General features: G+C 63.3%; 30 protein-coding genes. 21 read left to right on the top strand and 9 right to left on the bottom strand.

The window, feature by feature from the left end:
* The first annotated feature begins 349 nt into the window (after nucleotides 1-349).
* Genes ACO07D_RS06995 through dnaQ form a run of 4 tightly spaced genes read left to right on the top strand, consistent with a single transcriptional unit; the run spans nucleotide 350 to nucleotide 3,098 of the window.
* A complete protein-coding gene (locus ACO07D_RS06995) occupies nucleotides 350-949 on the top strand; it encodes a Maf family protein (RefSeq protein WP_421702241.1) in 600 nt (199 codons plus the stop codon).
* Nucleotides 946-1,785: a shikimate dehydrogenase gene (locus tag ACO07D_RS06990; protein ID WP_421702240.1), complete on the top strand. Its 840-nt coding sequence runs from the start codon at nucleotides 946-948 to the stop codon at nucleotides 1,783-1,785. Before ACO07D_RS06995 ends, ACO07D_RS06990 begins: the two co-directional genes overlap by 4 nt.
* On the top strand, nucleotides 1,778-2,377 hold the full coding sequence (coaE, locus tag ACO07D_RS06985; RefSeq protein WP_421702239.1) for a dephospho-CoA kinase: 600 nt from the start codon (nucleotides 1,778-1,780) through the stop codon (nucleotides 2,375-2,377). Before ACO07D_RS06990 ends, coaE begins: the two co-directional genes overlap by 8 nt.
* A complete protein-coding gene (dnaQ, locus tag ACO07D_RS06980; RefSeq protein WP_421702238.1) occupies nucleotides 2,370-3,098 on the top strand; it encodes a DNA polymerase III subunit epsilon in 729 nt (242 codons plus the stop codon). Before coaE ends, dnaQ begins: the two co-directional genes overlap by 8 nt.
* A gap of 9 nt (nucleotides 3,099-3,107) precedes the next feature.
* On the opposite strand, the gene secB is transcribed toward dnaQ, so the two are convergent.
* Nucleotides 3,108-3,602: a protein-export chaperone SecB gene (gene secB / locus ACO07D_RS06975; protein ID WP_421702237.1), complete on the bottom strand. Its 495-nt coding sequence runs from the start codon at nucleotides 3,600-3,602 to the stop codon at nucleotides 3,108-3,110.
* A gap of 124 nt (nucleotides 3,603-3,726) precedes the next feature.
* On the opposite strand from secB, the gene idi reads away from it, so the two are divergent.
* Nucleotides 3,727-4,248, top strand: coding sequence for an isopentenyl-diphosphate delta-isomerase (idi, locus tag ACO07D_RS06970; RefSeq protein WP_421702236.1), 522 nt, complete (start codon nucleotides 3,727-3,729; stop codon nucleotides 4,246-4,248).
* Here idi and ACO07D_RS06965 read toward each other — a convergent pair.
* Nucleotides 4,228-4,719, bottom strand: coding sequence for an FxsA family protein (locus tag ACO07D_RS06965; protein ID WP_421702235.1), 492 nt, complete (start codon nucleotides 4,717-4,719; stop codon nucleotides 4,228-4,230). The two genes, idi and ACO07D_RS06965, sit on opposite strands and share 21 nt — an antisense overlap.
* Before the next feature lie 104 nt (nucleotides 4,720-4,823).
* Between ACO07D_RS06965 and ACO07D_RS06960 the strand changes: the two genes are divergently transcribed.
* The 3 genes from ACO07D_RS06960 to ACO07D_RS06950 are packed head-to-tail and all read left to right on the top strand — an operon-like array spanning nucleotide 4,824 to nucleotide 7,120.
* On the top strand, nucleotides 4,824-5,486 hold the full coding sequence (locus tag ACO07D_RS06960; RefSeq protein ID WP_421702234.1) for a Tim44/TimA family putative adaptor protein: 663 nt from the start codon (nucleotides 4,824-4,826) through the stop codon (nucleotides 5,484-5,486).
* Nucleotides 5,487-5,492: 6 nt separating this feature from the next.
* Complete coding sequence (locus ACO07D_RS06955) at nucleotides 5,493-6,515, top strand: murein transglycosylase A (RefSeq protein WP_421705005.1); 1,023 nt, start codon at nucleotides 5,493-5,495, stop codon at nucleotides 6,513-6,515.
* Between the two features lie 8 nt (nucleotides 6,516-6,523).
* Nucleotides 6,524-7,120: a Smr/MutS family protein gene (locus ACO07D_RS06950; RefSeq protein WP_421702233.1), complete on the top strand. Its 597-nt coding sequence runs from the start codon at nucleotides 6,524-6,526 to the stop codon at nucleotides 7,118-7,120.
* On the opposite strand, the gene ACO07D_RS06945 is transcribed toward ACO07D_RS06950, so the two are convergent.
* The 4 genes from ACO07D_RS06945 to hslV all read right to left on the bottom strand — a co-directional run bounded on the left by ACO07D_RS06945 (nucleotide 7,117) and on the right by hslV (nucleotide 10,431).
* Entirely contained in the window at nucleotides 7,117-8,193 is a 1,077-nt protein-coding gene (locus ACO07D_RS06945) for an alpha/beta hydrolase (RefSeq protein ID WP_421702232.1), read from the bottom strand. The two genes, ACO07D_RS06950 and ACO07D_RS06945, sit on opposite strands and share 4 nt — an antisense overlap.
* Nucleotides 8,194-8,254: 61 nt before the next feature.
* Nucleotides 8,255-8,539, bottom strand: coding sequence for a hypothetical protein (locus ACO07D_RS06940; protein WP_421702231.1), 285 nt, complete (start codon nucleotides 8,537-8,539; stop codon nucleotides 8,255-8,257).
* 27 nt (nucleotides 8,540-8,566) lie between these two features.
* Nucleotides 8,567-9,877 (bottom strand): ATP-dependent protease ATPase subunit HslU, encoded by a 1,311-nt coding sequence (gene hslU, locus ACO07D_RS06935; RefSeq protein WP_421702230.1) that lies wholly within the window; start codon nucleotides 9,875-9,877, stop codon nucleotides 8,567-8,569.
* Nucleotides 9,874-10,431 carry an ATP-dependent protease subunit HslV gene (gene hslV, locus ACO07D_RS06930; RefSeq protein WP_421702229.1) on the bottom strand — a complete coding sequence of 186 codons (558 nt, stop codon included), beginning with the start codon at nucleotides 10,429-10,431 and terminating at the stop codon, nucleotides 9,874-9,876. The genes hslU and hslV overlap by 4 nt, the downstream gene beginning before the upstream one ends.
* Nucleotides 10,432-10,523: 92 nt before the next feature.
* Between hslV and ACO07D_RS06925 the strand changes: the two genes are divergently transcribed.
* Nucleotides 10,524-11,441 (top strand): hypothetical protein, encoded by a 918-nt coding sequence (locus ACO07D_RS06925; protein WP_421702228.1) that lies wholly within the window; start codon nucleotides 10,524-10,526, stop codon nucleotides 11,439-11,441.
* On the opposite strand, the gene hemH is transcribed toward ACO07D_RS06925, so the two are convergent.
* Together hemH and ACO07D_RS06915 are read right to left on the bottom strand one after the other, a co-directional pair.
* On the bottom strand, nucleotides 11,438-12,463 hold the full coding sequence (hemH, locus tag ACO07D_RS06920) for a ferrochelatase (RefSeq protein WP_421702227.1): 1,026 nt from the start codon (nucleotides 12,461-12,463) through the stop codon (nucleotides 11,438-11,440). The genes ACO07D_RS06925 and hemH overlap by 4 nt on opposite strands.
* A gap of 54 nt (nucleotides 12,464-12,517) precedes the next feature.
* On the bottom strand, nucleotides 12,518-13,336 hold the full coding sequence (locus ACO07D_RS06915; RefSeq protein WP_421702226.1) for a methyltransferase domain-containing protein: 819 nt from the start codon (nucleotides 13,334-13,336) through the stop codon (nucleotides 12,518-12,520).
* Between the two features lie 30 nt (nucleotides 13,337-13,366).
* Here ACO07D_RS06915 and ACO07D_RS06910 point away from each other — a divergent pair, with 30 nt between their 5' ends.
* Genes ACO07D_RS06910 through ACO07D_RS06890 form a run of 5 tightly spaced genes read left to right on the top strand, consistent with a single transcriptional unit; the run spans nucleotide 13,367 to nucleotide 16,410 of the window.
* Nucleotides 13,367-14,083, top strand: a complete 717-nt coding sequence (locus ACO07D_RS06910) for a ComF family protein (RefSeq protein ID WP_421702225.1) — start codon at nucleotides 13,367-13,369, stop codon at nucleotides 14,081-14,083.
* Nucleotides 14,084-14,111: 28 nt separating this feature from the next.
* Nucleotides 14,112-14,366 (top strand): glutaredoxin 3, encoded by a 255-nt coding sequence (gene grxC, locus ACO07D_RS06905; RefSeq protein ID WP_421702224.1) that lies wholly within the window; start codon nucleotides 14,112-14,114, stop codon nucleotides 14,364-14,366.
* Nucleotides 14,366-15,184 carry a carbon-nitrogen hydrolase family protein gene (locus tag ACO07D_RS06900; protein ID WP_421702223.1) on the top strand — a complete coding sequence of 273 codons (819 nt, stop codon included), beginning with the start codon at nucleotides 14,366-14,368 and terminating at the stop codon, nucleotides 15,182-15,184. The genes grxC and ACO07D_RS06900 overlap by 1 nt, the downstream gene beginning before the upstream one ends.
* Nucleotides 15,185-15,631 (top strand): MarR family winged helix-turn-helix transcriptional regulator, encoded by a 447-nt coding sequence (locus ACO07D_RS06895; protein ID WP_421702222.1) that lies wholly within the window; start codon nucleotides 15,185-15,187, stop codon nucleotides 15,629-15,631.
* Nucleotides 15,628-16,410, top strand: coding sequence for a GNAT family N-acetyltransferase (locus ACO07D_RS06890; RefSeq protein ID WP_421702221.1), 783 nt, complete (start codon nucleotides 15,628-15,630; stop codon nucleotides 16,408-16,410). The genes ACO07D_RS06895 and ACO07D_RS06890 overlap by 4 nt, the downstream gene beginning before the upstream one ends.
* A gap of 178 nt (nucleotides 16,411-16,588) precedes the next feature.
* On the opposite strand, the gene ubiG is transcribed toward ACO07D_RS06890, so the two are convergent.
* Nucleotides 16,589-17,329 (bottom strand): bifunctional 2-polyprenyl-6-hydroxyphenol methylase/3-demethylubiquinol 3-O-methyltransferase UbiG, encoded by a 741-nt coding sequence (gene ubiG / locus ACO07D_RS06885; protein WP_421702220.1) that lies wholly within the window; start codon nucleotides 17,327-17,329, stop codon nucleotides 16,589-16,591.
* Nucleotides 17,330-17,379: 50 nt separating this feature from the next.
* Here ubiG and pip point away from each other — a divergent pair, with 50 nt between their 5' ends.
* The 7 genes from pip to infB all read left to right on the top strand — a co-directional run bounded on the left by pip (nucleotide 17,380) and on the right by infB (nucleotide 25,391).
* Entirely contained in the window at nucleotides 17,380-18,369 is a 990-nt protein-coding gene (gene pip / locus ACO07D_RS06880) for a prolyl aminopeptidase (RefSeq protein ID WP_421702219.1), read from the top strand.
* Nucleotides 18,370-18,473: 104 nt separating this feature from the next.
* Nucleotides 18,474-19,112 carry a CDGSH iron-sulfur domain-containing protein gene (locus tag ACO07D_RS06875; protein WP_421702218.1) on the top strand — a complete coding sequence of 213 codons (639 nt, stop codon included), beginning with the start codon at nucleotides 18,474-18,476 and terminating at the stop codon, nucleotides 19,110-19,112.
* A 38-nt stretch (nucleotides 19,113-19,150) separates the two neighbouring features.
* Nucleotides 19,151-19,765, top strand: a complete 615-nt coding sequence (locus ACO07D_RS06870) for a class I SAM-dependent methyltransferase (protein ID WP_421702217.1) — start codon at nucleotides 19,151-19,153, stop codon at nucleotides 19,763-19,765.
* 166 nt (nucleotides 19,766-19,931) lie between these two features.
* Complete coding sequence (gene rimP, locus ACO07D_RS06865) at nucleotides 19,932-20,516, top strand: ribosome maturation factor RimP (RefSeq protein ID WP_421702216.1); 585 nt, start codon at nucleotides 19,932-19,934, stop codon at nucleotides 20,514-20,516.
* A 2-nt stretch (nucleotides 20,517-20,518) separates the two neighbouring features.
* Nucleotides 20,519-22,219 carry a transcription termination factor NusA gene (nusA, locus tag ACO07D_RS06860; RefSeq protein WP_421702215.1) on the top strand — a complete coding sequence of 567 codons (1,701 nt, stop codon included), beginning with the start codon at nucleotides 20,519-20,521 and terminating at the stop codon, nucleotides 22,217-22,219.
* Nucleotides 22,220-22,242: 23 nt separating this feature from the next.
* Nucleotides 22,243-22,881, top strand: a complete 639-nt coding sequence (locus ACO07D_RS06855; RefSeq protein ID WP_421702214.1) for an RNA-binding protein — start codon at nucleotides 22,243-22,245, stop codon at nucleotides 22,879-22,881.
* Nucleotides 22,878-25,391 carry a translation initiation factor IF-2 gene (gene infB, locus ACO07D_RS06850; RefSeq protein ID WP_421702213.1) on the top strand — a complete coding sequence of 838 codons (2,514 nt, stop codon included), beginning with the start codon at nucleotides 22,878-22,880 and terminating at the stop codon, nucleotides 25,389-25,391. The genes ACO07D_RS06855 and infB overlap by 4 nt, the downstream gene beginning before the upstream one ends.
* The last annotated feature ends 5 nt before the right edge of the window (nucleotides 25,392-25,396 follow it).

Below are 25,396 nucleotides of genomic sequence, written 5' to 3'. Positions count from 1 at the left end.
AAAAGAAAAGAAAAAGATGATGATTTTGATAGGGCCTGTGGATAACGGGGATTATTGGTTTGTCCCCAGTTTTCTCCGCGCGGATTTCGCTCTGTGGATTTCTGTGGGGGAAATGACAGTCCTGCTGTCTTTTCAAGGCTTTAAAGATCTTAAACTTCGGGGATAACCGCCGGGGCAAATGTTAAACAACCCGGTTTTCCCGCCTTAACATCTTTAAACCTTCCACGGTGGATCGACCCGGGAATTTGCGTTAGGGACTCGGGGAGTAATGCACAGGCTCGGCGGGGGGTGCGATTTCCCCACCAACAGGCCCCCGGAACAAACCGCAAATATCCACAGGGTTGTGAACATGGCGCAACAGATCATCCTGGCCTCCGCCTCGGAAATTCGGGCGCAGCTTTTGCGCAATGCGGGGATCGACGTGGATGTCATGCCCGCCCGCGTGGATGAGGAAATGATCCGCGCCGCGCTGGAGGCGGACGGGGTCGGCCCGCGCGAGGTTGCGGATGCTCTGTCCGAAGCCAAGGCATTGAAAATAAGTCGTAAAAGCCCGGATGCCCTGGTGCTTGGCTGTGACCAGGTGGCCGAGGTGGATCGCGAGATCCTGTCAAAACCGGAAAGTCCCGAAGAGGCCATCGCGCAGCTCACCCGCCTGTCTGGCCAGACCCATCGCCTGCTGTCGGCTGCGGTGATCTGTCATCAGGGCAAACCGATCTGGCGTCATGTCGGCACCGTGCGTTTGACCATGCGGGAGTTGTCCCCCGGCTACGTCGCCGACTATGTTAACCGCAACTGGGACAGCATCCGCTGGGCGGTCGGCGCCTATAAGTTGGAGGAAGAAGGCGTGCGCCTTTTCGCCCGTATCGAAGGCGATTACTTCAACGTTCTGGGCCTGCCCCTGATGGAGCTCATCTCTTACCTGATCATGCGTAAGGACTTGAAAATATGAGTGAAAAACGCATCCCTCTGGCCGGTGTCATTGGTGATCCCGTGGAACATTCCCTGTCGCCGCGCCTGCATGGGCATTGGTTGAAGACGATGGGTTTGCCGGGCCACTATGTGCCCCTGCGTGTGGGTGTGGATGACCTGGAGGAGGTCATTCGGTCGATGCCCAAGATGGGTTTCGTCGGCTGCAATGTGACCATTCCCCACAAGGAGGCGGTGCTGAAACTCGCCGATGTGGTCACCGACCGCGCTGCCCTGATTGGCGCCGCTAACACGTTGATTTTCCGAAAGGATGGCAAGATCCTGGCCGACAATACCGACGGGTATGGCTTCATCCAGAACCTGCGCCAGGGCGCGCCGGGCTGGAACCCCAAGGCCGGGCATGCGGTTGTCTTCGGCGCTGGCGGCGCCGCCCGCGCGATCCTAGCCTCGTTGATCGAGGTGGGTGTGGAAGACATCCGCCTCACCAACCGCACCCGCGCCCGCGCGGATGAGCTGCGGCATGAGTTCGGGTCAAAAATCACCGTGGTCGATTGGGTTCAGGCCGCCAACGTGCTGGACGGGGCCACGACGGTGATCAACACGACCTCGCTGGGCATGACCGGCGGCAAGGAATTTCGCGTGCCGCTCGATGGGCTGATGCCCGGCGCGGTGGTGACCGACATCGTCTATACCCCTCTGATCACGCCACTTTTGCAGGCTGCGGCCGAGGCCGGATGTGTCACCGTGGACGGGTTGGGCATGCTCCTGCACCAGGCGGTTCCCGGGTTTGAACGCTGGTTCGGCACACGGCCGGAGGTGACCGAGGATCTCAGAAAGGCGGTGCTGGGCGATGGCTGAACCGTACCTCATTGGCCTTACCGGCTCCATCGGCATGGGCAAATCCACCACCGCGGCCATGTTCGCCGAGGCAGGCATTCCCACCTGGGACGCGGATGCCGCCGTGCACCGGATCTATGCCCCCGGCGGCGCGGCGGTCGAACCGATCCGCGCGATCTGCCCGGAGGCGATCGTCGATGGCGGCGTGGATCGCGACCGGCTTAAAGACTGGATGATGCGCGAGCCTACCGCGTTGAAACAGATGGAAAAAGTCGTGCACCCCCTGGTCGCCGATGACCGCGCGCATTTCCTGGAAATGACCGGCAGCCCCATTGTCCTTCTCGATATGCCCCTGCTGTTCGAGATCGGCGCGGCAGATCAGGTCGACCTGGTTGTCGTCGTCTCGGCCCCGCCCGAGATGCAGCGCGAACGCGTGCTGGCGCGTGGCACGATGAGCGAGGAACAGTTCAAGGCAATCCTGGCAAAACAGATGCCCGACGTGATGAAACGCGCCAATGCGGACGTTGTCATCCCGACCGAAACGCTGGATGGTGCCCGCAATGCCGTGGCCCAGGTCATCGCCCATGTGAAGGAGCAGCTTGCCAATGCGTGAGATCGTGATGGATACGGAAACCACTGGCTTTGACCCGTTCACCGGCGACCGGATTGTCGAAATCGGCGGCATCGAGCTGATCAACCACATGCCGACCGGGCGAACCTATCACCAGTATATCAATCCCGAACGCTCCATGCCCGAAGGCGCTTTCAAGGTGCATGGAATCGGCCCGGATATCCTGGAACCGCCCCAGCCGGTCGAACCGGGCGCCGTGACGCTGCGCGACAAGCCGGTGTTTGCGCAGGTCGGCAAGGACTTCCACGACTTCGTGGGTGACGCAAAACTGGTGATCCACAACGCGCCCTTCGACATGAAATTCCTGAACTGGGAATGGAAACGCATGGGCCTGCCGGAACTGCCCATGTCGCAAGCCACGGACACGCTGGAAATGGCGCGGTCCAAGTTCCCCGGGGCGCAGAACACGTTGGACGGTTTGTGCCGTCGCTATGGTATCGACAACTCCAACCGAACCCTGCACGGTGCGCTTCTAGACAGTGAAATCCTGGCGGAAGTGTACCTGGAGATGATCGGCGGACGTCAGCCCGGCCTGGTGCTGAATGTCATGTCCGGCGGAGGCGGCGGCGCGGCTGAAGATGACTGGCGCCCACGTCCGCGGCCGGAGGCTTTGCCGTCGCGGATCACAAATGAAGAAGCCGCCGCCCATGCCGAATTCGTTGACGGCTTGGGCGACGGCGCGATTTGGAAAAAGTTCAGCTAAGCGAGTGGTTTAGCTCACCGGCTGGCCTTGCTTTTCGGCGGCCGCGCGGCGTTCGATCTCGCGACGGTACAGCGCCAGGAAGTCGACGGTATCCAGGTTCAGCGGCGGGAAGCCACCGTCACGTGTGATGTCCGACACGATGCGGCGCACGAAGGGGAACAGCATGCGCGGGCATTCGATCAGCAGGAACGGGTGCATCTGATCTTCCGGCACGTTTTCGATGTGGAAGATGCCGCCGTATTCCAGTTCCAGCAGGAACAGCTGATCGCCGCTGGCCTTGTTTTTCGAGCTGACGGTGAACTTGGTCGATACTTCGAACTGGTGTTCGGTCGGGCGCTTCTTGGCGTCCAGCGAAACCTCGACATTGATGTCGGGCTGAACCTCGCCCTGCACGCCTTTCTGGGCCAGGACGTTTTCGAACGACATGTCACGGATGAACTGGCCCAGCACCTGCATCTTGGGCTGAGAGGGGTGTTGCGGCTGCGGTGCGGCTTCGTCGGCCATTGCGGAAATCTCCTGCGTAAGAACTCTGGTCGGGGGCGTGCTTAGCAGGTCCGGGGCGGGGCCTCAACGACTTGGGTCAAGTCGGGGGCTTTTCGTCACGGGGCTGAGCGGATATGTCCACGCCATGAGCACGATGATCCCCGCCTGGGTGGATGGCACCCTGCAACCTGTCGAGAAACTCGCGGCCCATCTGGACGGGCTGCGCCACAAGGCCGTGTCGGTGTTCGTTGTGCATGGGGGTGAGGTGCTGATCCAACAACGCGCGGCGGGCAAATATCATACGCCGGGGCTTTGGGCGAACACCTGCTGTACGCATCCGCATTGGGATGAGGACCCGCGCATCTGTGCCATTCGCCGGCTGGAGGAAGAGTTGGGTTTGACCGGAGTCGATCCCGTCTGGAAGGATCAGATCGAATACCGCGCCGCGGTGGGTGGTGACATGGTGGAACATGAGGTCGTGGACCTGTTCCTGGCCACGCCCGCCGAGCGTCCTGCGTTGAACCTGAACCCGGAGGAGGTTCAGGCCACGCGTTGGCTGTCACTGGAAGAGTTGGAGGCAGAGGTCGCCGCCACGCCAGAGGTTTTCACCCCCTGGCTGCGCATCTACCTGGCTGAGCACAAAGCGTCAGTGTTTGGTCCAGCCTGACGGGCCTTCCACGCCCGGGTGGGTCGGGCGTTTCTCTGGCGTCACGTCTTTGAATTCGCCATCCACAACGTCTTCGCTGGCGGGACGGTAGTGGGCTTCTTGCGCGCCCATGGTAAAGCTCTGCACCTTCACCCGCGCGGCGACATAACGCATGACCGCGCGGCGCACACCCGGCACCAGCAGGGCAAAGCCGACCGCATCGGTAAAGAAGCCGGGTGTCAGCAGCAACGCGCCGGAGAACAGGATCATCGCGCCATGGGCAAGCGGCTCGGTCGGGTTGTTCAGCGAATTGAAGCTGGATTGTAGATCCGCCAGCGCCCGCATCCCTTGTGCCCGCACCAGCGTGGTGCCCAGGATTGCGGTCACCACGACCACGGCCAGGGTCGACCACAGACCGATTGCCCCGCCGACCTGGATGAACAGCGCGATTTCAATCAGCGGGACGGCGATGAACAGAGCAAAAAGCCACATGTGATCCTCGTTTCTTGATCGGGGCCGCGGTGGACTTGGCCCCTTGGGTCACCTACATAGGGGTCATGCGCGTGGGTTTCAAACGCGCCAACGAAGGAGCATCCATGAGTAACGGCATCATCCAGCTTCTGGTTCTGGCCGGAATTGCCCTGTTTCTGATCCTGCGCCTGCGCGATGTGCTGGGCACACGCGAGGGGTATGAAAAGCCGCAGGTGACGCGCCAACCGGACGACCGGCGCATGACACGCGACGACCTGCAGGTGATCGATGGCGGGCCGGATGCCGATATCGCCGATCACGTGGATCCCGAAAGCGAAAGCGGTCGCGCCCTGGCCCAGATGAAACAGGCCGAGCCCAGCTTCTCGGTTGGTGAATTCCTGGGCGGTGCGCGTGGTGCCTATGAGATGATCCTGATGGGGTTCGAAAACGGCGACCTGGCGCAGATCAAGCCTTTCCTCTCGGATGAGGTTTACGAAAGCTTCGCTGCGGTGGTCGAGGATCGCAATGCGCGTGGTCTGAACATCGAAGCCAATTTCGTGGGCCTGCGCGAGCTGAAACTGGTGGATGCCGAATTCGACGCGAGTACCAGCGAAGGTGAGGTCACCGTGCGCTTCGTCGGCGAACAGACCCTGGTGGTGCGCGACAAGGCGGGTGAGATCATCGAAGGCAACCCGAACGAGGTCAAACGCCAGAAGGATGTCTGGACCTTCGCCCGCACGATGGGCTCCGACAACCCGAACTGGCAGCTGGTCGCGACCGGAGGCTGACCCGTGCTGCGCCGTCTGGTTGCCGCGCTGGCCCTGACGGCCGCCTCTGCCGTTCCGTTGCACGCGGGATTGGACGAGGCCGAGGTCACCATTCTGACTTTCGATCAGCTGGAGGGCTGGGCCGAGGATGACCATCAGGTCGGGCTCCAAGTCTTTCTGGACACCTGCCGGCAATTCGACCATGTCGATTGGCAACCGATTTGTGCGCTCGCTGAAACACAGACCAGCGGGCGCATGTTCTTTGAGCTCTTCTTTCGCCCGGTGCTGATTGAAGACGGCAAGGCGCCGCTGTTTACTGCCTATTACGAACCCGAGCTGCGTGGGGCGCGGCGCCCCGATGCGCGCTACCGCTACCCGGTCTATCGCAAGCCGCCCGGTGATGCGGGCTTTACCCGGCGCGAGATCGAGGAAGAGGGCGTGCTGCAAGGCCGCGGATTGGAGATCGCCTGGGTCGAGGATCCGGTCGAATTGCAGTTTCTGCAAATCCAGGGATCGGGCCGCATTCGCCTGCCCGATGGCAGCTCGATCCGGCTGGGCTATGGCGGGTCGAACGGGCATCGCTTTCGCTCGCTTGGCGACAGGCTGGTCGCGCTGGGCATCTACAACCGCCACCAGGTGTCCGCGCAGGTGATCCAGGCCTGGGTCAAGCGCAACCCGGATAAGGGGCGTGAACTGCGCTGGCACAATACCAACTATGTCTATTTCCGCGAGATCGGTCGGGTGGCTGCCAGCGAAGGTCCAATTGGTGCCATGAATCGGTCGATCACCGCGCAACGCAGCCTGGCGGTAGACCCGGAGTTCACCCCCTTGGGCGCGCCGATCTGGTTGGAGAAACGCGGCGCGGCACCCTTCAATCGCCTGATGATCGCGCAGGATACGGGGTCACGCATCAAGGGCGCGCAGCGGGCGGATATCTTCATGGGCACGGGCGAGCTGGCCGGGCTGGAGGCCGCCAAGATCAGTGACCCCGGCCGTATGATCATCCTGTTGCCGATCCAACGCGCCTATGCGCTGAAGCCCGAGGGTTGACGGCAGACATGGTGCGCAAACCCAGGCATCTGAGCCCCGAGGAGCGGGAGCTGTGGCAGAAGGCGACCGCCAAGGACGATCGCCTGCATCCGGTGCGCGTCGATCCGGTCGAGGCCATCGCGACACCCGCATCAAAACCGGCGAAACCGGTGAAGGTTCAGCACCCGCAATTCCACGTGGGGCAAACGGCGAAACATCACGCCCGCCCGCACGACGTCGCCCCGGCCATCGCCGATCAGGTTGCCCGCCACCCGGTGCAAATGGACCGCAAGACCTTCGGCAAGATGAAAAAAGGCCGCCTGGCCCCCGAAGCACGCATCGACCTGCACGGCATGACCATCGCCGAGGCGCATCCGGAGCTGACGTCGTTCATCATGCGCGCGGTGACCCGCAACTTCCGCCTGGTGCTGGTGATCACCGGCAAGGGTAAGAAGAAGGACGAAGGCGGCCCGATCCCGGTGCGCCACGGCGTGCTGCGCCACCAGGTGCCGCATTGGCTGAACACCATGCCTCTGAAAACCCACGTGCTGCAGATCTCCGAGGCACATCTGAAACATGGTGGCGGCGGCGCCTACTACGTCTATTTGCGTCGCCGCAAGGGTTAGGGTGCCGCGCCGGGCGCAATCACCACATTGGTCACGTTCTGAACCACAAGCACCGTGCCCGGCAGCAGCCCGATATTCGCCGCGCGGTCCCGCGAGAAGGCCTGATCCAACACCGGGATCGAGCCCATCAGGCGCAGGAAACTGGGTGAGGCCAGCGCGGTGTTGTGGCTGCTTTCGGCATCGGTAAAGGCGGATACATCCAGCACCGTGACCTTCAGGTCGGCCAGCTCGCGCACATCCTCGATATTGCCCAGCCGGTCCCGCCGCCCGGTCAGCGCGGCCGACAGGCGCAGGATCTTGTCCTGGCTCGAGGAGAAGATGACGAAGGGCTGCGGCAGCTCTCCGATCCGCAGGGCCTGCTGGCGGAACAGCTCGATATCCACATCCGGCGAGATCAGGATCACCCCCTCGATATGACGATCGATGAAGCCCCGGTCGCGAATAGCAATCTGGCGCAGGGTCTCCATGATCAGAAGCGAGCCCATGGAATGGCCGACCAGGGTGATCTTGCCGCCCGCTGCCGCGATCTCGCCCATCATCTGTTCCATCCCGTCACGGGCAAACAGCATCGAGTCGCGGTCATAGCCATAGCCTAACGGATTGCCCGCGCTGGGCCAGGAATAATGCACCGCAACCTCGGGCATGCCCGTGTCATGCACAACCTGGGCAAAGCGATACATGCCCTCGGCAAAGGTGTTGTTATACCCGTGCACGAACAGCGCGACGCCCCGATGTTGTGGCGACCGCTTGGCCATTTCCCGCCGTACCTGGTCACGAAACCTGCGGGTGTCATATTCCGCGAAATCCCGGGTCAGGAAATGCTGGTCCGGGTCGGGGTTGCCGCGCGGCCATTCGATCTTGCCGACTTCATGCGCGTCAGGGATCGAAATGTCGATCCGCCCGAAACGAATCTGCTGATGCCGCTCGGCGTTGGGGCGACCTTCCTCGTTGAACCCCCGGGTGGTGCCGACAAGGAAGCTCAGCAGGGTGCCCCCGTCGCCGGGCAGATAGGTGATCATCCCGCGCGGGGCACAGGCGGCAAGCAGAAGCACAAGAAACAGAACACGACGCATGGGGATCCCCTTGTAGGTCCCCCTAGCGATAGTTGGAAATGCGGCACCTGCCTAGGCCCGGTTACCGCTTTTGCCAGTCATTGTAGCGCCGAATCAACTCGGATTCGCAGGCCTTGAACCCGATGAACGAGGCCAGGGCAACGCAGCCGTTGCCCAGGATCTGCAGTAGTTGCAGCGCCCCGCCCAGGCGCAGGGCCTCGAACCCATGTTTTCCCAGGAACTCGAAATTGTGCATGGCCATGCTGAGCAGGTTGAACGAACTGAAGGCCAGCACGACGCCGAACACCCCGGCCAGGGCAAAGACCAGGATCGCCGACCAGCGCGAAAGGCTCAGCACCCGTTTCATGCCCGCGCCTCCGAATATGTTGCGCGGTTACAGGACATAACGGCTCATATCCGCCGATTGCATCAGCTCGCCCAGGTTCTTCTGCACAAAGGCCTCGTCGACGGTGATTTCGTCGCCCGAGCGATCGGGGGCGGAGAAGGACAGTTCCTCGAACACCCGCTCCATCACCGTGTAGAGGCGCCGCGCGCCGATGTTCTCGACGCTCTGGTTTACCTCGGCGGCGATCTTGGCAAGCGCGGCGATCCCGTCCTCCGTAAAGGTAACAACCACCTCTTCGGTGCCCATCAGCGCGGTGTATTGGCGGGTCAGGGCGTTGTCGGTTTCGGTCAGGATGCGCACGAAATCGCCTTCGGTCAGCGCGCGCAGTTCGACCCGGATCGGCAGGCGGCCCTGCAGTTCGGGCAGCAGGTCGGACGGTTTGGCGATGTGGAAGGCGCCGGAGGCAATGAACAGGATGTGGTCGGTCTTGACCGGCCCGTGTTTGGTCGAAACCGTCGTGCCCTCGATCAGCGGCAGCAGGTCGCGCTGCACGCCCTCGCGGGAAACATCCCCGCCGCGGGCTTCCTGCCGGGCGCAGACCTTGTCGATCTCGTCCAGGAAAACGATGCCGTTCTGTTCGACCGCTTCCAGAGCGGTCTTGGTCACGGTTTCTTCGTCCAGCAGCTTGTCGGCCTCATCCGCGATCAGCACCTCATAGCTGTCACGCACGGTCATCTTCTTGCGCACAGTGCGCTGGCCGAACGCTTTGCCGAAGATGTCGCCCAGGTTCATCATGCCGCCCATTCCCATACCGGGCTGACCGGGGATCTCCATCGCGCCCATCGGGTTAGAATGGTCGGCCACCTCCAGCTCGACCACCGTATCGTCCAGCTCACCTGCGCGCAGTTTCTTGCGGAACATCTCGCGCGTGGCCTCGCGCGCGTCCGTGCCGGCGATGGCTTCGATCACGCGGTCCTCGGCCTGGGCCTCGGCGCGGGCCTTCACATCCTCGCGCATATGCTCGCGGGTTTGCAGGATGGCCGCATCCACCAGGTCGCGCACGATCTGTTCCACGTCGCGGCCGACATAGCCCACCTCGGTGAACTTGGTCGCTTCGACCTTGATGAAAGGCGCGCGGGCAAGCTTCGCCAGGCGGCGCGAGATCTCGGTCTTGCCGACGCCGGTCGGGCCGATCATCAGGATGTTCTTCGGATAAACCTCGTCACGCAGGTCCTTGGACAGCTGCTTGCGCCGCCAGCGATTGCGCAGCGCCACGGCCACGGCGCGCTTGGCGTCCTTCTGGCCGATGATGAAACGATCCAGCTCCGAGACGATCTCGCGGGGGGTCAGGTCGGTCATTTGGAAATCTTCTCCACGGTCAGGTTGCCGTTGGTGTAGACGCAGATATCGGCGGCGATCGCCATGGCCTTGCGGGCGATGACCTCGGCATCGCCATCGGTCTCCATCAGACCACGGGCGGCGGCCAGGGCAAAGTTCCCACCGGACCCAATCGCGGCAATGTCATGTTCGGGTTCCAGCACGTCGCCCGCGCCGGTGATGACATAGAGGTCCGCGCCATCGGTCACGATCAGCATCGCTTCGAGCTTTTGCAGGTATTTGTCGGTGCGCCAATCCTTGGCAAGCTCGACAGCGGCGCGCTGCAGCTGACCGGGCGTGGCTTCCAGTTTGGCTTCCAGCCGTTCCAGCAGGGTAAAGGCATCTGCGGTCGATCCGGCAAAGCCGCAGACCACGTCATAACCGCCCGGGCTCAACCGGCGCACCTTGCGGGCGGTTCCCTTGATCACGGTCTGGCCCAGGCTCACCTGCCCGTCGCCCGCAACCACCACTTCACCCCCCTTGCGCACGCCGATGATGGTCGTGCCGTGCCAGCCGGGAAATTCGCTGTCTGCCATGTCATGCCTCCGTTCGTCCAAGGCTATATGGACATCTGTATCGCAGGGCACAAGCGTTTGCAGCTTTCGCGCGTGGACGGTAGCGTGCGCCCATGGCTCAACCGAAGATCCTGCGCGTCTATCTGGACCCCATTCCGCTGAAACAGGCGCGCAAGGGGGAGTTCGGCATTCTGACCCGCATCCAACAGGCATTGGAGCCGCGCGGGTTCCGGGTGGAATGGCGCGAAAACAGCGAAGTGGAGCGGATCGCGTCGGGTGCGCGGCGTGGCTACGCGATGTTCCTGATGGACGACCCACTGCACGGCCGCGCCCTGACCCTGCGCAAGGCTTATTATTATCCCTACTGGCGGATCGAGGCGACGGGGCAGCGCTGGGAATTCGAGGTGGCACAGAAAGACTTCGATCCTGCTGAAACAGACCCTATTCAAGCGGAAAACTGGGTCAACAATTGGCGCAACTGGCTGTTCAAGCAAAAGGGATTGCAGGGCGTGACCCGTGACGGGCCGGTTTATGTGCCCTTGCAAGGGCGGCTGACCGAACATCGCTCGTTTCAGACCACGAGCCCGGTCGACATGATCCGCGCGGTTCAGGGATCGACTGACAAGCCGATCCTGCTGGGCCTGCATCCTGGTGAGGAGTACAGCCCCGCCGAACTGGTCGCCGTCCAGACAATTGCCGACGCCGACCCACGCATGACCCTGCAAACCGGTGGCATGATCGAGGCGCTGCAATGCTGCGACTATGTGGTCACGCAGAACTCCACCGCCGCCCTGTCAGGCTTCTTCTTCCACAAGCCCGCGGTGCTTTTCGGCAAAATCGACTTTCATCACCAGATGTCGAATGTGGCCGAGTTGGGCCAGGATAGAGCCTTGTCCGAGGTCAAGACGGCCACCCCGGCCTTCGACCAGTACTTGCACTGGTTCATCCACCAGAACTCGATCAAGGCGGATGCGCCGGACGCGGGGGACCGGATCGTGGAGCTGCTGCAAAGGCACGGTTGGGAGGTTTAGAGCCAGCCCGACAGTTCCCGCGCGGCGATGTCGGCCAGCGCTTCGATATGCGCGTCGTCATCGTTCAGGCAGGGGATGTAGGAAAAGCTCTCGCCACCTGCTTCCTCGAAACTCTCGCGGATCTCTTCGTTGATCTCTTCCAGCGTCTCGATGCAATCGGCGGAAAACGCCGGTGCGATCACCGCGATCTTCTTCTTGCCCGCTTGCGCCAGACGCGCGACTTCCTTGACCGTATAGGGTTTCAGCCATTCCTCGGTGCCGAAGACCGATTGGAAGGTGGTGGTGATGTCCGCGTCCGCCCAGCCCAGGCGTTCCTTCAACAGACGGGTCTGTTTCTGACATTGGCAGTGATACGGGTCACCCTCTTCCAGGTAGCGGATCGGCATACCGTGGTAGGAGACGACCAGGATGTCCGGTTTTTCCGCCATTTCCGCATAGGCGCGGCGCACGCTGTCGGCCAGCGCGTCCAGATAGGCGTCATCGTCGAAATAGGCAGGCACCGTGCGCGCGGCGGGCTGGTGTTTTTCAGCCATCAGGGCGCGGAAGAACTGGTCGTTCGCGGTGCCTGACGTCGCGCCCGCATATTGCGGGTACAGCGGGAAGAACAAGACCCTATCACAGCCCTTTTCGACCATTTCCCGCACTTTCGAAGGGGTCGACGGATTGCCGTAGCGCATGCAGAAATCGACCTCGACCTGGTCGCCATAGCGCGCCTCCAGCGCGGCGCGCAGCTTGTCGGTCTGGTTGCGGGTAATCGTCATCAACGGGCTTTCGTCCCGCTCGGTGTTCCAGATGGACCGGTAAGCCTCGCCCGAGGTAAACGGTCGTTTGGTCAGGATGATGCCCTGCAGCAGCGGCTGCCATTTCCACGCCGGGTAGTCGATCACGCGCTTGTCCGACAGAAACTCGTTCAGGTATCGACGCATCGACCAGTAATCGGTCGCATCGGGCGTGCCCAGGTTGGCAACCAACACGCCCACCTTGCGGGGCTTGATCGTCGGGTGATTGGTGGGCTTGTCCATGGATCTGTCCTGTCTGGCGCGTTTCCGTCTGAGATAGCGGCTTTTACCGGCGGGTCAATCGGGCAGTTTGCCCTCTTTCGTGCCCAGTGCATCGGCGAGCCGTTGCACGGCAGATCCTGGGGGCAGCGGTTTCTGCTGGCTTTCGTGCGGAGCCCAGCCGGTAAGAAAGATGAATTCGAAGGTGGCGGGGATGCGCCCGTCCTGCCCGAACGCTTCGGCATAGCGCGCGGCCATCGCCGGAAACAACGCGCGTGGAGCGAGCCGTTTCAGGCGCTGAGCCAAGGCATTGCTTTCGCCCATCGCACGCAGATCACGCATCAAGGCCAGCGCGTCGGCATAGGTCACGTTGCGCAGGGAGCTGTCGGCCACCGGCAGGGCCAGCCCGGCGCGCTGCAACAGCGCGCCGAGGTCGCGGATCTCCCCCATCGGCGCAATGCGCGGGGACAGACCCCCGGTCAACCGGGCTTCGGTTTCCGCCAGCACTGCACGCAGCTCATGCAGGGTCTGACCACCAAACATGCTGCCCATGAACAACCCGTCAGGACGCAGTGCGCGGTGGCATTGGATGATCTGGCCGACCGGGTCATTGGCCCAATGTAGGGAAAGCCCGTGGATCACCAGGTCATGGGCGCCAGTCTCCAGCGCCAGCACCTCATCATCGGGCACAATCACCGCTTCGGGGAAGATTTCTGCCCAGATTTTCGGGAAACCGGTAACAACGGCAGGTTTGGTAAACCTCCTGTTAACCTCTGTTAAGCGATCCTGCGTCTCAAGCGCGGCCTCGCGTTGCAGGAACATGCCCTCTTCCGTTGCGCGGGCACGGTTTCGGGCGAGCTGGGCAAGGTCGGTCAGGATCGGAGGCGTCTGGGTCATGGGCGCGGACCATAAACACGAGGACAGGGAATGCAATCGCCACTGAAACTGCTGTTTCCGCCGCAATGCGTGGCCTGTGGCGATCCGGTCGAGGGGGAGTTCGGCCTCTGCGGCACATGCTGGGGCAAGACGCCCTTCATCAACGGGCTGGTCTGTGACTGCTGTGGGGTGCCTCTGCCGGGGGAAGATGAAGGTGCTGCCATTATCTGCGATGATTGCATGCAGGTTGAACGGCCCTGGCAGCGCGGACGATCTGCGCTGATCTACAAGGACAACGCGCGGCGTATGGTGATGGCGTTGAAACACGGTGATCGGCTGGATCTGGCACGCCCGGCGGGCACCTGGATGGCGCGCGCATTAACGCCGATCCTGGACGCAGAAGCGCTTGTCGTGCCGGTCCCGGTGCATTGGACCCGGCTGATGAAACGACGCTACAACCAGGCCGCAGTGCTGGCCAAATCCCTGGCCGCCGAAGCGCGGTTGGAGTTCGCCCCCGATGTCTTGATCCGCCCACGCCGCACTCTGCCACATGAACGCATGGGCAATGCGGCGCGCTTTGCCAATATGGACGGCGCGATAGAGCCGCATCCGAAACGCGGTGCGCGACTGGACGGGCGCAAGGTACTTCTGGTCGATGATGTCATGACCTCTGGGGCAACCCTGGCGGCCACCGCCCTGGCGGCTCGCACCGCCGGGGCCCGTGACATAAATGTCATTACTCTGGCGCGGGTGGTGAAGGATGCCTAAATAGGGCGAAACCTGATAGGATAGCCTTATGAAAACCGTGACCATCTACACCACCCAACTCTGCGGCTTCTGCCATGCCGCAAAGCGCCTGCTGACCCAAAAGGGCGTGAACTTTGACGAGATCGACGTCGCCATGAACCCGGACAAGCGCCAGGAAATGATGGCGCGCGCCGGGCGCCACACTGTGCCGCAGATCTTCGTGGGCGAGACGCATGTGGGTGGCTGCGACGACCTTTACGACCTGGAGCGGTCTGGCAAGCTTGACCCGCTTCTGGCCGCCTGATGCGCGCGGGGCTGGTCCAGATCACCGCGGGTGACGACCCGGCAGCGAACCTGCCGGGCACGCTTGATTTGGTGCGCGAGGCCGCCGCCGGAGGGGCCGAGTTCGTGCTGACCCCGGAGGTCACCAACATCATCTCGACCAGCCGCAAGCATCAGAACCAGGTGCTGCATCAGGAGGAAGACGACCCGACCCTCGCCGCGCTTTGTGCCGAGGCCAAGGCGCTGGGCATCTGGCTGCTGGTCGGCTCGCTGGCGCTGAAGACGCATGATCCGGATGGGCGTTTTGCCAACCGGTCCTTCATGGTCAGCCCGCGCGGCGACATCACCGCGCGTTACGACAAGATCCACATGTTCGATGTGGAGATCGACGAGGCCGAAAGCTACCGCGAGAGCGCTGGTTACCGGCCCGGCGACCGCGCGGTGCTGACGCGCACCGATTTCGCCACCGTTGGCATGACGATCTGTTACGATATGCGGTTTGCGCATCTCTATCGCCGTCTGGCCCAAGCCGGGGCGCGCATCCTGACCGTGCCCGCCGCCTTCTCGCCGGTCACCGGCAAGGCGCATTGGGAAAGCCTACTGCGCGCCCGCGCGATCGAGACGGGGTGTTTCGTCTTCGCGCCTGCGCAATGTGGGCAACACGGGCCGACCCGCGCCACCCATGGCCACAGCCTGGCCGTGTCCCCCTGGGGCGAGGTTCTGGCGAACGGCGGTGACGCACCCGGCGTCACCTTGGTTGATTTCGACCTCTCGGACGTGGATAAGTCACGCAGGCGCGTGCCGTCCCTGACCCATGACCGAGATTTCGAAGGCCCCTGAATGTCCGACGACCCCATCGACAGCCTGTCCGTCGCGCTGTTTTCCGAGATGTTCATGGCCGATCAACTGGCCAAGAGCCGCCTGACCAAGGCGCTCCCGAAAGGCATGGAACTCAGCCACTTCTCGGTCCTGAACCACCTGGCGCGGTCTGGGGAAGAGAAAAGCCCGGCCCAACTGGCCAAGGCGTTCCACGTGACGCGCGGCGCGATGACCAATACGCTTAGCAAACTGGAATGGGCGGGACACGTGCATATCCGCCCCGATTGGGATGATGCGCGGCGCAAGTTCGTGACGATCTCGCCCGCTGGCCGGGCTGCGCGCGATGCGGCGCTTCAGGCGATCACCCCGATCATCGCCAATATGGTGACCAAGATCGGCCCAGACCGCGTACGCCAAGCCCTGCCGGTGCTGCGCGAGATGCGGGTCATGCTGAGCGATCTGGAATGAAATCGCTGGAGTTTGCCACGGACCTTCTGGTGCTGTCCGGGCGGACCGAGGTCGAGGGGCATCCCGACCGTATCATTCAACGCACGCCTGACGAGCCGCACTTCTGGTTTGGCAACCGCACCCTGTTTCGCGACCCGCCCAGGGATGCCGCGAAGCTGGTCGAGCAGTTCCACGCCGACCACCCCGAGGCCCGGCACATCTGCATCGGCTGGGACATCCCCAACCTGCCCCTGGCCGAGATCGAGCCGATGCTTGCGCGCAGCGGGCTGACGATCGAACAGGCTGATACGCTGTCCCTGACTGGCCCACTGCAACGCGTGGCTACACCCGACGGTCTGACCCTGCGCGCCTTCCAGCACCCGTCCGACTGGACCCAAAGCGAAGAGATCGCCTTTCACCAATCTCTCGCGGAAGGTTATCCCGAACCCGGCCTGCGCCGCTTTCACGCCGAGCGCACCCGGCAACGTCAGACCCAGGTCGCCAAGGGCTTGGGTCAATGGTTCGGTGCCTTCGACGGGGACACTCTCGCAGGCGATATGGGGATCTTCCACGACGACCATCTGATCCGCTACCAACAGGTGCAGACCCACCCGGACCACCGCCGCCGCGGCATCTGCTCCGCCCTGCTCGTCCACGCGCTCGACTGGGCGCAGGCCCGCGCGCCCAAGGCCACCCCGGTCATCGTCGCCGAAGCCGACAGCGATGCCGGTCGCCTCTACCGCCGCGCTGGTTTCGCTCTGAGCGAGACCACGATCAGCGCCTACCGCGCGCCGCGCTGACGTTTGCCTTTCTCGTTATCTTGCCAGAATATCCCCGCCGGAGGCCAAGCGTCCGCTTGCGGCGCGTTGGCCCAACAACACCTACAAAGAAGGTGTGAGAGGGCAAGAAACCTGCCGCGCGAAGCGCGGCCATGCCCAACTGCCGACAAGCCGAAGGCGAAGGCGGTAGGCGGGAGCACTACCCCTGCGGTTTCACCGCAGCCGTGACATAGTTCACCGACAGATCCCGGTCCGAGATTGACCAGCTCCACAGAAGCGGGTTGAACACGAACCCCTTGCGATCCACGTTCTCCAGACCGGCAGTCCCAATCATGTTCTGCAACTCGTCCGGGGTGATGAACTTCGACCATTCATGCGTGCCCTTGGGTAGCCAGCGCATGATGTGCTCGGCGCCGACGATGGCGACGGCAAAGCTCTTCGGGTTGCGGTTGATGGTCGAACAGATGAACAGCCCGCCGGGCTTGACCAGCTGCTGACAGGCGGTCAGGAAGGCCTGCGGATCGGCCACGTGCTCGACGATCTCCATCGCCAGCACCACGTCGAATTGTTCGCCCTCGGCAACCAGCGCCTCGGCCATGGTGCAGCGATAGTCGATTTCCAGCCCCATCTGCTCGGCATGGACCGATGCGGTCTTGATATTGCCCTCGGCCGCATCGGCGCCGATCACCTCGGCGCCCAGCCGCGCCATCGGTTCCGACAACAGCCCGCCGCCGCAGCCGATATCCAGCAGGCGCAGCCCTGCGAAGGGCAGCTCATCCGACAGAACCCGCGCGAACTCGGCGGCGATTTGCGATGTGATATAGTCCAACCGCACCGGGTTCATCATGTGCAGGGGCTTGAACTTGCCTGTAGGATCCCACCATTCTGCTGCCATGGCCTCGAACTTGGCGACTTCGGCGGGATCGACGGTGGTTTGCATTTGCACTCTTTCTGATGGCGGGCGTTTCGGGCGCGTTATATAGGGAATATATGGACAAGGCCGCAGGAAAAAACAGCGCAGGCGGGGAATTGTTCCCGCGGGTCGAGCCCTTTGCCCGGCGTATGCTGGATGTGGGCGATGGCCACAAGGTCTATTACGAGCAATGCGGCAACCCCACGGGTATGCCGGTTGTGGTGCTGCATGGCGGGCCGGGCGGCGGCTGTTCGCCGGCGATGCGGCGGTTCTTTGACCCGGACAAATACCACATCATCCTATTCGATCAGCGCGGCTGTGGCCGCTCGCGGCCTCATGCCAGTGTCGAGGCAAACACGACCTGGCATCTGGTCGCGGATATCGAAAAGATCCGCGAGGCCGTAGGGGTCGATCGCTGGATCGTCTTCGGCGGCAGCTGGGGCGCGACCCTGTCACTGGTCTATGCCCAGGCTCACCCGGATCGTGCCGCCTGGCTGGTGCTGCGCGGGGTCTTCCTGGGCACCAAACCGGAGCTTGACTGGTTCTATGGCGGTGGGGCCGGCAAGTTCTTTCCCGAGCTCTGGACCCGCTTTACCGACCTGATCCCGGCAGAGGAGCATGGTGACCTCATCGCCGCCTATCACAAGCGGCTGTTCAGCGGGGATAGGGTCGAGGAAACCGCCTACGCCAAGGCCTGGGCCGGGTGGGAGAACGCGCTCGCCTCGATCGAAAGCAACGGCGCCATGGTCGACAGCCCGGCGGAATATGCCCGCGCCTTTGCCCGGCTGGAAAACCACTACTTCGCCAATCGCGTCTTCCTGGATGACCAACAGCAGATACTCGACAACATGCGCAAGATCGCCCATGTGCCGGGTACCATCGTGCAGGGGCGTCACGACATGATCTGCCCGCCGCACACCGCCTGGGCGCTACACAAGGCCTGGCCGACCTCGGAATTCCGCATGGTGCCCAAGGCGGGCCACGCCCTGTCCGAGCCCGGCATCGCCGCCGAACTTGTGCGCACGATGAACCGCCTGGCGCGGCAGCGGGCCACGTTGGGCCTCTGATTCTCACGAAACCGTGCGCGGATGCGCGCCACCTGTGCACCCCTGCGGCTTGAGCCGCGAGCCCCTCCCGTCCAGACTGGTGCCAGCCACTTTGGGAGGTAGCCATGACAGATGACGTAAAGAAAGCCCCAGCCATCGAGACCCGTGAGAACGGCCCGCTGATGGCACGCGGTGTTACGCGAATGACCGGCGCGGATGGGCAGCCGGTTGACTGCAAACCGGTCATGGCGCTGTGTCGCTGCGGGCGCTCGGCCAACAAGCCATTCTGCGACGGCTCTCACAAGGATGGCTTTTCGGACGAACGGGGCACGCCTGCTGGCCGTGACCGGCTGATCGCCTATGAAGGCGCCGAGGCGACGGTGTTCTACAACCCGATGCTCTGCAGCCATGCCGCTGAATGCGGCCGCCTGGCCGGGCATATGTTCAATCCCGAAATGAAACCCTGGGTGCAACCCGACAAGGGCTCGGTGGAGGAGCTGGCCGAGGTCGTGGCCGCCTGCCCCTCGGGCGCGCTCAGCTTCAAAGGGTCCGATGGCGCCCCTGACCACCGCGTCACCGCCCGGGCAGAGGTCACGGTGGAGCCCAACGGGCCCTACTGGGTCCAGGGCGTCGCCCCGCCCGAACTGCCTGGCGGAGATGGGCAGACAGCCAATAAATACGTGCTCTGCCGCTGCGGGCTGTCGGGCAACAAACCCTTCTGCGATGGCTCGCATCGCGACGCGGGGTGGAAAAGCGACAACTGATCCCCATATGGCGGGGAGGTTGAAACGAGGACATTTCCATGACCGATATCCCCCGCTTCTGGGACAAGATCGCCCCGAAATACGCCCTGCGCCCGGTCGGCGACATGGCGTCCTATGAACACAAGCTGACCCGGACCCAGGCGCATATGCGTCCCGATATGGACGTGTTAGAGTTCGCCTGTGGCACCGGCACCACCGCGCTGCACCACGCGCCCCATGTGGCCAGCTACCGCGCCGTCGATATCTCGCCCGAGATGATCCGCATCGCCAAGGCAAAGGAGAGTGCCGATCAGGTCGGCTTTGAGGTCGCCGATTTCGACCGGATGGAGATAGCACCGGAAAGCCTCGACATGATCCAGGCCCATTCGATCCTGCACCTGCTGCCCGACCCGCCCGCCACCATCGCCAAGGTGCACGGCGCGTTGCGGCCCGGCGGGCTTTTCATCAGCTCCACCACCTGCCTAGGCAAAGCCTGGTGGCTGAAACCCATCGCCGCCGTGGGGAAGGCGCTGGGCAAGATGCCCGCGCTGAGCTGGTTCAACGAAGACGACCTGCGCGCCATGCTGACCAGTCAGGGCTTCGAGATCATCGAGGACTGGCAGCCCGAAGGGTCGATGAAAGCGGTGTTTCTGGTGGGACGCAAACCGGAGTGACCACTCGGCCAAGGGGGAATCAGCCATCCCCCTTGCATCCGCCCCCTTTCCTCTCTATATGACCAAGCAACAGCGGAGGCGCTGGGGTCCACACCCAGAGCCCCACCGGAAACACCAACGGGCCGCTGGCCCGTTTTTTTGTGCCCAGATAAAGGCTGCATGACATATGACCGACCTGGTTGCCAAAGCCGCCATCGACCGCAAGCTGGCCGATCTTCTGCGCCCCGTGATCGAGGGCATGGGGTATGAGCTGGTGCGCCTGCGCCTGATGGGTGGCAATACGCCCACGCTTCAGATCATGGCCGAGAAACCCGAAGGCGGGATCGAGGTTGATGATCTGGCCGAGATCAATACCGCCGTCTCCGCCATCATGGATGTCGAGGACCCGATCGAGGACAACTACAACCTCGAGGTTTCGAGCCCCGGGATCGACCGCCCGCTGACGCGGCTGAAGGATTTCGATGCGTGGAACGGCTATGTCGCCAAGCTGGAAACCGCCGAGCTGATCGACGGGCGCAAGCGCTTCAAGGGCACCTTGATGGGCACCGAGGGCGACGAGGTTCTGATCGAGATCGACAACCAGGGCGAGGCCGTGACCATCGGCCTGACCTTCGACCTTCTGGCCGAGGCCAAGCTGGCCATGACCGACGAGCTGATCACCGAGATGCTGCGCCAGCGCAAGGCGGCGGGGCAGATCGACGAAACCCAATTTGACGAAATTCAGGAAATCACCGGTTCCGAGGAGGACTGACAATGGCAATCACTTCCGCAAACCAGCTGGAGCTGCTCCAGACCGCCGAGGCCGTGGCCCGCGAAAAGATGATCGATCCCGGTCTGGTCATCGAGGCGATGGAAGAAAGCCTCGCGCGTGCTGCCAAGAGCCGTTACGGCGCGGAAATGGACATTCGCGTCCTGATCGACCGCAAGACCGGTCGTGCGACCTTTACCCGTGTGCGCACGGTGGTCACGGATGAGGAGCTGGAGAACTACCAGGCCGAGTTCACCGTGGATCAGGCGAAGGCCTATTTCGAACCGGCCAAGTCGGGGCGCGAGGAATTCTGGTATCGCGACGGCCAGCTGGTCGATTTCGCCGAGACCAAGGCGCCTGAGGTTGGTGACGAGTTCCGCGAGACCGTGCCGCCGGTCGACATGGGCCGTATCGCCGCGCAAAGCGCCAAGCAGGTGATCCTGCAAAAGGTGCGCGAAGCCGAACGTGATCGCCAGTACGAGGAATTCAAGGATCGTGCGGGCACGATCATCAATGGTCAGGTCAAGCGCGAGGAATACGGCAACGTCATCGTCGACGTGGGTGCCGGCGAAGCAATTCTGCGCCGCAACGAGAAGATCGGCCGCGAAAGCTATCGCCCGAACGACCGCATCCGCTGCTACGTCAAGGATGTGCGCCGCGAGACCCGCGGCCCGCAGATCTTCCTGTCGCGCACCGCGCCGGAATTCATGGCCGAGCTGTTCAAGATGGAAGTGCCGGAGATCTACGACGGCATCATCGAGATCAAGGCGGTTGCCCGTGACCCGGGTTCGCGCGCCAAGATCGCGGTCATCTCCTATGACAACTCGATCGACCCGGTCGGCGCCTGTGTCGGTATGCGTGGTTCGCGCGTGCAGGCCGTGGTGAACGAGCTGCAGGGCGAAAAGATCGACATCATTCCGTGGAACGAGGACACCCCGACCTTCCTGGTGAACGCGCTGCAACCGGCCGAAGTCAGCAAGGTTGTTCTGGACGAAGACGCCGAGCGCATCGAGGTTGTGGTGCCGGACGAGCAGCTGAGCCTCGCCATCGGCCGCCGTGGTCAGAACGTGCGTCTGGCCAGCCAGCTGACTGCGCTGGACATCGACATCATGACCGAGGCCGAGGAATCGGAGCGCCGTCAGAAGGAGTTCGCCGAGCGCACCCAGCTGTTCATGGACACGCTGGACCTGGATGAGTTCTTCGCCCAACTGCTGGTCTCGGAAGGCTTCACCAACCTCGAAGAGGTCGCCTATGTCGAGCTGGACGAACTGCTGGTGATCGACGGTGTCGACGAAGGCACGGCCCAGGAGTTGCAGGCCCGCGCCCGTGACTTCATCGATGAACAGAACCGCAAGGCAATCGAACGCGCCCAGGAGCTGGGCGTGCAGGACAGCCTGTTCAGCTTCGAGGGCCTGACCCCGCAGATGATCCAGGCTCTGGCCGAAGATGGCGTTCTGTCGCTGGAAGACTTTGCCACCTGCGCCGACTGGGAGCTGGCTGGCGGCTGGACCTCGCAGAACGGCGAGCGGATCAAGGATGACGGTGTGCTGGAGCCCTATGGTGTCAGCCTCGAAGATGCGCAGAACCTGGTCATGACCGCCCGCGTCATGCTGGGTTGGGTCGACCTGGCCGATTTGGAAGCCGATGCCGAGGAAGGCGAAGAGGTTGAAGGTGAAGAGGCCCTGGCTGAGGGCGACGAGGCCTGATCCCAGGCCTCGGAGCGAGCGCCATGACGCGCGGGGGCCAGAAATCGCGGGCGGAGGAGCCCGAACGGCGCTGCATCGCGACCGGTGACACCCAGCCCCGGGCCGGGTTGATCCGGTTTGTGGTCGGACCCGACGATCAGGTGGTGCCTGATCTGCTGGGCAAGCTGCCGGGCCGGGGCATATGGGTCTCGGCCGACCGCAAGGCGCTGGAGAAAGCCGTGGCGAAAGGTCTGTTTTCGCGCGGTGCAAAGCGTAAGGTCTCGGCCCCCGAGGGGCTGGTGGACGATTTGGAAAAGGCGCTGGCGGATCGGGTCGTGCACCTGATCAGCCTGGCGCGCAAGGCCGGCCAATCCGTGGCCGGTTACGAGAAGGTGAAAGACTGGTTGATGAAGGATCAGGCCGAGGTGCTGATCCAGGCCAGCGATGGTTCGGAGCGCGGGAAATCCAAGCTTCGCCCGCCCCCGGGACGGGACCGGTTCATAGGCGTTTTGACCGCAAATGAATTGGGTTTGGCTTTCGGGCGGGAAAATGTGATACATGGCGCGCTCGCCGCTGGTGGTTTGACCTCTCGTGTAGTAGAGGAGGCCGCAAAGCTGCGAGGCTTGCGCGCGCAAGAGGATGACGGCGCAAATCGGCGCCGGAAAGGTACGAAGACCAGATGAGCGATAATGACGGCAAAAAGACCCTTGGGATCCGTGGCAACCGCCCGGGTCAGGTGAAGCAGAGCTTCTCCCACGGGCGGACGAACAAGGTGGTGGTTGAAACCAAGCGCAAACCCCGCGTTGTGGTGCCCAAGCCCGGTGCGGCTTCGGCAGCCAAGGCGGCTGGCGCCAAGGGTGGTCCTGCGAAGGGCGATCCCTCGAAACGTCCTGCCGGGATCTCGGATGCCGAAATGGAGCGCCGCCTGAAGGCGCTGCAGGCTGCCAAGGCCCGCGAAGCCGAAGAGGCCGCCAAGCGTGCCGCAGAGGAAAAGGCCCGCGAGGAAGAGCGCGCCCGTCGCCGTGCCGAGGCCGAGGCCAAGGAACGCGAAGAGCGTGAGCGTGAGGCCGCGCTGAAGGCGAAAGCCGAGGAAGAAGAGCGCAAGAAGCGCGAAGCCGAGGAGGCCAAGGCCCGCGAAAAGGCCGCGAAGGCCCAGCCCGCCGTCGATCCGGCCGCCGCCCAGGCCGCCGAGGCCCGTGGCACCGGCAAGCCCTCGTCTGCGCCGCGCAAGACCGATCGCAATGAACGCGACCAGAAACAGAACCGCGGCAAGGGTGGTCGGGACGACAACCGTCGCTCGGGCAAGCTGACCGTGAACCAGGCGCTGCGTGGCGGTGAAGGCGGGCGTCACCGCTCGGTCGCCGCGATGAAGCGCAAGCAGGACCGTCTGCGCCAGAAGGCCATGGGTGGCAACGAGCCGCGCGAAAAGGTCGTGCGCGACGTGCAGGTGCCCGAGGCCATCGTGGTGTCGGAACTGGCCAACCGCATGGCCGAACGCGTTGCCGACGTAATCAAGTCGCTCATGAACATGGGCATGATGATCACGCAGAACCAGTCGATCGACCAAGACACCGCCGAGCTGATCGTCGAAGAATTCGGCCACAAGATCGTGCGCGTGTCGGATGCCGACGTCGAAGACGTGATCGACAGCGTCGAGGACAAGGAAGAAGATCTGGAGCCGCGCGCCCCCGTGATCACCATCATGGGTCACGTCGACCACGGCAAGACCTCGCTTCTGGATGCGATCCGCGATGCGAAGGTCACCGCGGGCGAGGCTGGTGGCATTACCCAGCACATCGGCGCCTACCAGGTGTCGACCGATGATGGCACTCTGCTGAGCTTCCTCGATACGCCCGGCCACGCCGCGTTCACCTCGATGCGCGCCCGTGGTGCCCAGGTGACCGACATCGTCGTGCTGGTGGTGGCGGCGGATGACGCCGTGATGCCGCAGACCGTCGAAGCGATCAACCACGCCAAGGCCGCCGAAGTGCCGATGATCGTGGCGATCAACAAATGTGACCTTCCGGCTGCCAACCCGGACAAGGTGCGCACCGACCTGCTGCAACACGAAGTGATCGTCGAGAAGCTGTCGGGTGACGTGCAGGATGTCGAAGTGTCGGCCCACACCGGTGACGGTCTGGACGAACTGCTGGAAGCCATCGCACTGCAGGCCGAGGTTCTGGAGCTGAAGGCCAACCCGGAACGCGCCGCCTCGGGTGCCGTGATCGAAGCACAGCTGGACGTGGGCCGTGGCCCGGTTGCCACCGTTCTGGTGCAGAACGGCACGCTGCGTCAGGGCGACATCTTCGTCGTCGGCGAACAGTGGGGCAAGGTCCGTGCGCTGGTTGACGACAAGGGCAACCGCGTGAGCGAAGCCGGTCCGTCCGTGCCCGTCGAGGTGCTGGGCCTGAACGGTACGCCCGAAGCCGGTGACGTGCTGAACGTGGTCGAAGCGGAAGCCCAGGCGCGGGAAATCGCCGACTACCGGATCCAGGCCGCCAAGGACAAGCGCGCCGCCGCCGGTGCTGCGACCACGCTGGAACAGATGATGGCCAAGGCCAAGGCGGATCAGAATGTCGCCGAGCTGCCGATCCTGGTCAAAGCCGACGTGCAGGGCTCTGCCGAGGCGATCGTTCAGGCGATGGAAAAGATCGGCAACGACGAGGTCCGCGTGCGCGTGCTGCACTATGGTGTCGGCGCGATCACCGAGACCGACATCGGCCTGGCCGAAGCCTCCGGCGCGCCGGTCATCGGCTTCAACGTCCGTGCCAACGCCTCCGCGCGCAATGCCGCGAACCAGAAGGGTGTCGAGATCCGCTACTACTCGGTCATCTATGACCTGGTGGATGACGTCAAAGCCGCCGCGTCGGGCCTGCTTTCCGCCGAGGTGCGCGAAAACTTCATCGGCTACGCCGAGATCCGCGAAGTCTTCAAGGTGTCGGGAGTCGGCAAGGTCGCCGGCTGTCTGGTCACCGAAGGTGTCGCCCGCCGCTCGGCCGGTGTGCGCCTGCTGCGCGACAACGTGGTGATCCACGAGGGCACGCTGAAGACGCTGAAGCGCTTCAAGGACGAGGTCAAGGAAGTGCAGTCCGGTCAGGAATGCGGCATGGCCTTCGAGAACTACGATGATATCCGCCCGCAGGATGTCATCGAGATCTTTGAGCGCGAAGAAGTGGCGCGGACCCTGGACTAAGGGTC

Source organism: Aliiroseovarius sp. (genome assembly GCF_965228805.1).
In the GTDB taxonomy this organism is placed as follows: Bacteria; Pseudomonadota; Alphaproteobacteria; order Rhodobacterales; family Rhodobacteraceae; genus JASBTN01.
The sequence above is the reverse complement of the archived record's forward strand: the minus strand, read 5'-3'. Positions and strand labels throughout refer to the sequence as shown.